We start from the raw sequence: 7,879 nt of genomic DNA, 5'->3' as shown, positions 1-7,879 counted from the left end.
AGGTCGCGGATTCGATGAAGGACGTGATCGCCGCGCGCCGCGACGCACCCGCCGACGATCTCATCAGCCTGTTGTGGAAGGCCGAGATCGATGGCCAGCCGATGACGTTCGAACTGATGGAGGACTATGCCGTCCTGCTGTTCATCGCCGGGCTGGATACCGTCATCAACGGGATGGGCTTCGGCGTCCGTCATCTCGCCATGCATCCTGAATTCCAGGAGGAGCTGCGCTCGAACCCTAAGTTGGTGGTCGAGGCGGCCGAAGAGCTGCTGCGTCGCTATACCTTCACGGTGCCGACACGGCGCGTGGCCAGGGCCGCCGAGCTAGGCGGCTGGCAGGTGAAGGAAGGCGACAAGCTGATGATCTTCCTGCCCGGCGCCGATCTCGACCCGCGTGAATTCCCGAACCCCGACGCGTTCGACCTGAAGCGCGAGAACAAGGTGCACATCGCGTTCGGCGCGGGGCCGCATCGCTGCCTCGGCTCGCATCTCGCGCGGATCGAGCTGCAGGTGCTCTATGAGCAGATGCTGGCGCGACTGCCGGCGTTCCGGCTCGACGAGAGCAGCCCGGTGAAGTTCCATTCGGGCAACATCATCGCGATCGATTCGCTGCCGTTGCGCTGGGATTGAGCCGGTGCCGGCCTTCCGCGTGCTGCCGCGGCTCGACCGCGACAATCGCTTCTTCTGGACGAGCGGGGCGGATGGCTGGCTGCGGTTCCTGAAGTGCAACGCGTGCGACACCTTCGTTCACCCGCCACAACCCGTCTGCCCCGCCTGCCTGTCCGATTCGGTCGCGCCGGCAGCGGTGGCGGGAACGGGGGTGGTCCACAGCTTCACGGTCAATCACCAAAAATGGCACCCCGGCATGACAGTGCCGTTCGTGATTGCACGGATCGCGATCGACGGTGCGCCGGGCGTCATTTTGACGAGCAACGTGATGGGCTGCGATCCCGCCGACGTCGATATCGACGATCCGGTGCGCGTCGTGTTCGAACAGCATGACGAGGTGTATGTGCCCTTGTTCGAGAAGACCGCATGAGCGCGCGCGACGCCTATGTCACCGGCATCGGGCAAAGCCAGGTCGGCATGCGGATCGAGCGGCATCCGATGCTGCTGACGGTCGACGCGATCAAGGAGGCGCTCGACGATGCGGGGCTGGCGATCGGGGATATCGACGGGGTGGCGAGCTATCCGGGCAAAGCTGCGCAACCGCCGGGATTTTCGCCGGTGGGGTCCGAGGAACTGATCGACGCACTGCGCATCAAGGCGCGCTGGTACACCGCCGGGTTCGAAATCATGGCGCAGCTCGGGTCGGTGATCGACGCGGCCGGCGCGATCGCGACGGGCCGCGCGCGGCATGTGTTGTGCTTCCGAACGGTGTACGAGGCCGCTGCGGCGGCACGCCCGCAGGACTATCCGCCGGCCCGAGGGGGGGCGGCGGAAGGCTTCATGCAGTGGATGATGCCGTTCGATGCCTATTCGCCCGCCAACTGGACCGCGCAATATGCGATGCGCCACATCAAGAAATATGGCCTGACGCGCGAGCAACTGGCGCAGATCGCGATCACCGACCGCGCGCACGCGGCGCTCAACCCGCGCGCGCTGGTGCGTGAACCGATCACGATGGACGACTATATGGGCGCGCGGATGATTTCCGATCCGCTCTGCCTCTATGATTGCGACCGCTACACCGACGCATCCACCGTGCTGATCCTGTCAGCGGGCGATGCGCTCGGCGATGTGAAGTCGACCCCGATCCGGCTCGCCGCCTCTGCCTATGCGGTCGACCGGCACAGCTGGGACCAGGCCGAGCTGATGGCGTCCTACGCCACGGGTGCCGAGCTGTGGCGCTCGACGGATTACCGGCCCAAGGATGTCGATACCGTCCAGCTCTACGACGGGTTCAGCTTCCAGGCGATCACCTGGCTCGAGGGGCTGGGCTTCTGCAGGCTGGGCGAGGGCGGCGACTTCATCGATGGCGGCCACCGCATCGCGCTCGACGGCGAATTGCCGATGAACACGTTCGGCGGACAGATCGGCGCCGGGCGGCTGCACGGCTTCGGCTTCGCGCACGAGGCGGTGGTGCAGTTGCGAGGGCAGGGCGGCACACGCCAGATCGCGGGTGATCCGCGCGTCGCGGTCGCGACGTCGGGCGGCGGCCCGCTCGCCACGGCCCTGCTGCTCGCACGCGACTGACGATGCCGGACGGTCCGGGCTTTCGTCGTCGGATTCTGATCGAGCCGAGGTCGGGCCGCGTCTCCGCGGAGCTCGAGGACGACTGGCATCGCATGACCGTCGTGCTGAAGCACGATGACGAGACGATCACCGCAGTCGACAGCGTGATGACCCGGCGACCCTGGACGACCTGTCCGGGCGCGATTGACCGGCTGACCGAGACGTTCGTCGGTGTCGCGCTCGCGCAGGCCGCCCGGCGCGGCGAGAAGACCAGCAACTGCACTCATCTCTATGATCTGGCGCTCTTCGCCGCCGCGCATGCCGGCGACGATCGTGCCGTCGCTTATGATATCCACGTCTCCGACCCGGTCGATGGAGCGCGGACCGCGACACTGACGTCCGAGGGCACCGTACGGCTCGCCTGGACGATCGCGGGCGATGCGATGCTCGCGCCGCTGGAGCTCGAAGGGGCCAGCTTCGCCGCGATCGGCGGATGGATCGCCGGTCTCGACCCGGCGCTGCGCGAGGCGGCGCGAATCCTGCGCTGGGCGACGATCCTGTCGTTCGGCCGACAGATGACCATTCCCGCCGGCATATCCGGCAGCCGCTTCGCCACGGGCGCGTGCTTCACTTTCCAGCCCGACCGGGCGGCGATCGCACGGCGCAATCCGGACGCCGACAGCGATTTTTCGCACGGCCCGGGCCCATTGGCGGACCGGCCGACACACTTTCCCGCATAAGCCATACGGGTCCCGAGGTGCGCGAACATCCGAGCAGCACACTTGGAAAACAATGCAACGCGATAGATGCAATGTTTTATGCGACGAATAGCTGCTAAAAACAGAGGGACCTTCATTTTTGAGTTGACGATGGACAGCGCGGGGATGATGTTGGCGGCAACGAAAAACAGGAGAGCGACAGTGGCAACCGTGCTGGAGTCGAACAAGACGAAGATCGCGAAGCGCGTGATCGAGGTTTTCGAATATTTCGGGCCGACCAAACGCAGCGCGACGGTGATGGACATCGTTCGTCGCTACGATCGCCCGCAATCGAGCACGTCGGAACTGCTGGCCAGTCTCGTTGAAATGGGGTTGCTTTACAAGGATCCGGTGTCGCGTTCCTATTCGCCGACGCCCCGCCTCGCGACCTTGGGCAGCACAGCGCAGCCCGACCTGTTGCGTGACGGGCGGATCTACGCCTTCATGGACCGCTTGGCCCAGTCGACGCGGTGCGGTGTCGGGCTGTTCGGGATGGTGGGCACGCATGCGCAAATCTTCCGCTGGTCGCCGGGTGCCGATCAGATGTCCGACGGCGTCGAGAGCGGTGCATCGGAATCGTTGAGCGGGAGCGCGGTGGGTCTGTTGCTGCTGTCGACGTTCGGGCCCGAAAAGGCGCGCAAGCTGCTCTGGCGGCTGAATGCCGAGGCTGCACCCGAGCAGCGGTTCGATTATGCGTCGACGACGCAGCGCGTGGTGGATTATGCCCGCGCCGGCGCCGCAACCGGCGAGGCGGGCTTCGTTGCCGGGGCGAGTGTGACCGCGGTGATGTTGCCGCACGGTCTCAACGAACGCCCCCTGGCGTTGGGCGTGATCCATCCCGGCACGGCGTCCATCGATACCGAAGCCCTCGTGGCGACGATGCGGCACGAACTGGCCCAGAACGGAACCAGCGAACCGTTCATGCTGCCGCATGTGGGCATGCCGTTGATGCGCGCGATCTGATCGCGATCGCGCCGCTGTCCGCGGCGGCGCACTTTTCGCTCTCCGACCGACAGTAGAGCCCTGGCGGACCTTGGACAATCGGCGCAGACCATGAACGACATGTCCGCACGCGATGAATGGGCCGCGTCGTGGCCGCTGCCCTTCGTCGCGATGCTGGGGGTCGCGGGTTCCGCGACCTTCGCCTTTTCGAGCGGCGTATTCCTTGCGCCGATGACCGCCGAGTTCGGCTGGAGCCGCGCGCAATTCTCCTCGGCCTTCCTGTTGCAGATGATCGTGTTGCTGGTCGCGATGCCGATGGTCGGGCGCCTGGTCGACCGGTTCGGGCCGCGCCGGATCGCGCTGTCGGGCATCGGCATGGCCGCGGTCGGGCTGGCATCGCTCGGTTGGGTCAATACCGGGTCGCTGTTCGTCTGGGCCGCGGCCTGCGCGGTGCAGGCCGGGCTGACCGTCGCGGTCACGCCGCCGGTGTGGATTACACCTTTGGCGCTGCGGTTCGATCGGTCGCGTGGATTGGCGCTTGCGCTGGGGCTGGCTGGCGTGGGCGTTGCGATTGCGATCTGGCCGGTGCTGGCCGCGCTGGCGGTGCAGACGGTCGGTTGGCGCTGGGCATTCGTCCTGCTCGCGCTCTACTGGCCGGTATTGATGTTGCCGCTGACGCTCTTCCTGTTCCGGGTCGGACCTGCACGACGGCACCCCCCGGTGTCCACGACCGGCGAGGCGTTCCGCTACCTGCCCGTGCTGCGGTCGCGCACCTTCGTCTGCATCACCGCAGCAGGTGCGTTGTTCGCGATCGCCTCGTTCGGCCTGACCGCGAATCTCGTGCCGATCCTGCGGGGAGAGGGGATCTCGCTAACCGCTGCGGCGGGTATCGCAGGACTGACCGGCATCGCCTCGATCGCCGGTCGAGTCGGCACCGGCTTCCTGCTCGACCGGTTGCCGACACGGTTGATCGGCACCGCTATCTTCGTGCTGCCAATCGTCGTCGGCGCGCTGTTGTGGCAAGGGTCGACCGATGCGGCGATCGTCGCGGTCGTCGTCCTCGGGCTTGCGGCGGGGGCCGAAACCGACGTCGTCGTGTATCTCGCCGCGCGGCATTTCGCGGGCAGCGGCTTCGCCACGATCTATGCGGTCGCCAGTGCCGTGTTCGGGGTATGCGCGGCGATCGGTCCGCTGACCGCCGGGATCATCTTCGACCGCACCGGCGCGTATACGGGGTTTTTCATTCTGATCGCGCCACTCGTCGTTGGCGCGACGACGATGCTGTGGTGCGTTCCGAAATTGCCCGGGAACGGCGCGACCGACGCGGCGCCCACACCGTCCACCGCGGCCGTGGTCGCATGAGGGCGGCCGTCCTGCGCGACACCGGCGCGCCGATGACGATCGAGGACGTCGCGATCGCCAGACCCGGCGCGCGCGAGGTGCTGGTGCGCGTCGCTGCTGTGGGGCTGTGCCATTCGGATCTTCATGTCCTGACCGGCGACATCCCCTTTCCGCGTCCGGCAGTACTGGGCCACGAGGCTGCGGGCATCGTCGAGGCGGTGGGTTCGGCGGTGCAGACGGTGAAGCCGGGCGACCACGTCATCGGCCTGCTCGCGTTCAACTGCGGCCATTGCGAGCAGTGCCATGGCGGTCACACGCACCGTTGCTACCCTGCCGAAGCGGCACGGACGCCCGGGGAACCGGCGCGGCTGTCGATCGGTGGCGAGGCGATCGCGCAGGGGTGGAACATGGGCGCGTTCGCCGAACTGATGCTGTTGCACGAGAGTGGCGTCGTGCCGATCCGTCGCGACATGCCGTTCGACCGCGCCTGCGTGATCGGTTGCGGCGTGACGACGGGTCTTGGCGCGGTCATCAATGCGGCCAAGGTGCGGCCAGGCGAGAGCATCGCGGTGATCGGCTGTGGCGGCGTCGGACTGTCGGCGATCAACGGCGCCGCGATCTCGGGCGCGGGGCGTATCATCGCGATCGACCGCGTATCCGCCAAGCTCGCCCTCGCACGCAGCTTCGGCGCGACCGACACGATCGATGCGAGCCACGGCGACCTCGTCGCGCAGGTAATGGCGTTGACCAACGGTCGCGGCGTCGATCATGCGATCGAGGCGATCGGGTTGAAGACGACGATCGAGGCGGCGTTCGACATGCTGGCCAAGGGGGGCCTTGCCACCGTCGTCGGCGCGCCGCGCGCCGACGTCCGCATCGAACTGCCCGCCGCGCAGCTGCTTCGCGAGAAGCGGCTTCAGGGATCGATGATGGGCGGCGTGCGCAAGGTCATCGACGTGCCGCGCTATGTCGACTGGTATCTGGACGGACGGTTGAAACTCGACGATCTTGTCGCCGAGAGGATCGCCTTGTCCGACATCAACCGTGGCTTCGACCACATGCGCGGCGGCGGCATCGCCCGCTCCGTCATCATCATGGACAGCTGAGATGAACGACACCAGTTTCGAGGACTACCTAACCGGGTTCGGCACGATAGAGACCGCCAAGCGCACGCGCTTCCAGAAGATCGTCGCCAAGACGATGGTCGCCAATGCCACCGCGATCCCGCATGTGACGCATCACGACAGCGTCGACGTCACCGCACTCGAGGCGTATCGCAAGCACTCGAACGTCAAGGCATCACCGCTTATCTATCTGATCAAGGCGGTAGTCGCGGCGCTTCGCGAATCCCCGCAGTTCAACGCATCGCTGGCGCCGGACGGCGAGACGCTGGTGCTCAAGCGCTATTTCCATATCGGCATCGCGGTCGACGGGCCGCTCGGGTTGCTTGTGCCCGTACTGCAGGATTGCGACGCCAAGGATGTTGGCGCGATCGCGGCGGAACTGCGCGAGGTGTCGACGCTGGCTCGCGCGAAAGGCCTGCCGATGGAGCGGATGTCGGGCGGATGCTTTTCGATCTCGTCGTTGGGCGGGATCGGCGGGCATTACTTCACGCCGATCATCAACGCGCCCGAGGTCGCGATCCTGGGCGTCACCGGCATCCGGACAGAGCCGGTCTGGACCGGCGAGACCTTCGAGCCGCGACTGATGCTGCCGCTGTCGCTCAGCTACGATCACCGCGTCATCAACGGCGCCGATGCCGCCCGCTTCGTACGGCGCATCGGCGATGCGCTCGCGGCGCTTGCCGCCCAATCCTCAGGAGATTGACATGACACGCCGCAAAGTCCTCGTCACGGGTGCCGCGGGGGGCATGGGCCGCGCGTGCGCGCGGCTGTTCGGCGCTACGCACGACCTGGTGCTGACCGACGCTTCTGCCCGGCTGACGCTGGTTGCCGAGGAGCTAGAAGCCGATGCCTATACCGTGCGGGCCGCACGTACCGGCGATCTCGGCGATACGGCGCTGCTCGACGCGCTGGTGGCCGATCTGGGCAGCGGGGAACCCGTCACGATCCTGCACACCGCAGGCCTCTCACCGTCGCAGGCCGACTGGCGTTCAATCCTGTCGGTCAACCTCGTTGCGACCGAGAAGCTGCTCGCCGCGGTCGAACCGATATTGGCTCCCGGATCGGTGGTCGTCGCGATCGCTTCGACGGCGGGTCACGTTCCGATCGAGATTCCCGGCACCGCCGATCTGCTGAAGGCACCGCTCGATACCGCGTTCCTCGACACGATCGGTGCGATCATCGAGGCCGCGGCCGGGGGCAACGCGGCAGGCGCGTCGGGTCTTGCCTATCTGCTGAGCAAGCGTGCCGTGCTGCGTCTGGTCGAGCGCAAGGCGGTGGCGTGGGGCGCGAAGGGCGCGCGGATCGTCAGCATCTCGCCCGGACTGATCCTGACTCCGATGGGCCGGCAGGAGGTCGAGCAGACCCCCGGCGCCGCGGAGACGCGCGATGCCGCGCCCGCCGGGCGTCCTGGTACCGCGATGGACATCGCGCTCGCCGCGCGGTTTCTCGCCAGCGACTCGGCGACGTTCATCACCGGCACTGATCTGCGCGTCGACGGCGGCACCACCGCGGCGATGCTGTCGATGGCAGGATGAGGCGG

General features: G+C 66.9%; 8 protein-coding genes and 1 pseudogene (1 of these 9 running past the window's edge). All 9 read left to right on the top strand.

What is annotated here, in order from left to right:
- Nucleotides 1–629: pseudogene (locus Q0326_RS11890) on the top strand (cytochrome P450); its annotated part reaches 348 nt to the left of the window's first position; the annotation flags it as partial.
- 4 nt (nt 630–633) lie between these two features.
- Nucleotides 634–1,038 carry an OB-fold domain-containing protein gene (locus Q0326_RS11885; RefSeq protein ID WP_298690604.1) on the top strand — a complete coding sequence of 135 codons (405 nt, stop codon included), beginning with the start codon at nt 634–636 and terminating at the stop codon, nt 1,036–1,038.
- On the top strand, nt 1,035–2,195 hold the full coding sequence (locus Q0326_RS11880; RefSeq protein WP_298690601.1) for a thiolase family protein: 1,161 nt from the start codon (nt 1,035–1,037) through the stop codon (nt 2,193–2,195). Before Q0326_RS11885 ends, Q0326_RS11880 begins: the two co-directional genes overlap by 4 nt.
- Before the next feature lie 2 nt (nt 2,196–2,197).
- A complete protein-coding gene (locus Q0326_RS11875) occupies nt 2,198–2,914 on the top strand; it encodes a DUF2889 domain-containing protein (RefSeq protein ID WP_298690598.1) in 717 nt (238 codons plus the stop codon).
- A gap of 180 nt (nt 2,915–3,094) precedes the next feature.
- Nucleotides 3,095–3,895 carry a helix-turn-helix domain-containing protein gene (locus Q0326_RS11870; protein ID WP_298690596.1) on the top strand — a complete coding sequence of 267 codons (801 nt, stop codon included), beginning with the start codon at nt 3,095–3,097 and terminating at the stop codon, nt 3,893–3,895.
- Between the two features lie 90 nt (nt 3,896–3,985).
- A complete protein-coding gene (locus Q0326_RS11865) occupies nt 3,986–5,236 on the top strand; it encodes an MFS transporter (RefSeq protein ID WP_298690593.1) in 1,251 nt (416 codons plus the stop codon).
- Entirely contained in the window at nt 5,233–6,321 is a 1,089-nt protein-coding gene (locus tag Q0326_RS11860) for a Zn-dependent alcohol dehydrogenase (RefSeq protein WP_298690588.1), read from the top strand. The genes Q0326_RS11865 and Q0326_RS11860 overlap by 4 nt, the downstream gene beginning before the upstream one ends.
- Before the next feature lies 1 nt (nt 6,322).
- Complete coding sequence (locus Q0326_RS11855) at nt 6,323–7,042, top strand: 2-oxo acid dehydrogenase subunit E2 (protein ID WP_298690585.1); 720 nt, start codon at nt 6,323–6,325, stop codon at nt 7,040–7,042.
- Between the two features lies 1 nt (nt 7,043).
- A complete protein-coding gene (locus tag Q0326_RS11850) occupies nt 7,044–7,874 on the top strand; it encodes an SDR family oxidoreductase (protein WP_298690582.1) in 831 nt (276 codons plus the stop codon).
- Nucleotides 7,875–7,879: the final 5 nt, after the last annotated feature.

Origin of the sequence: uncultured Sphingomonas sp., assembly GCF_937859915.1 — a bacterium.
Classification (GTDB): Bacteria; Pseudomonadota; Alphaproteobacteria; order Sphingomonadales; family Sphingomonadaceae; genus Solisphingomonas.
Note: the sequence above shows the minus strand (reverse complement) of the source record. Positions and strands in the feature narration are given on the sequence as shown.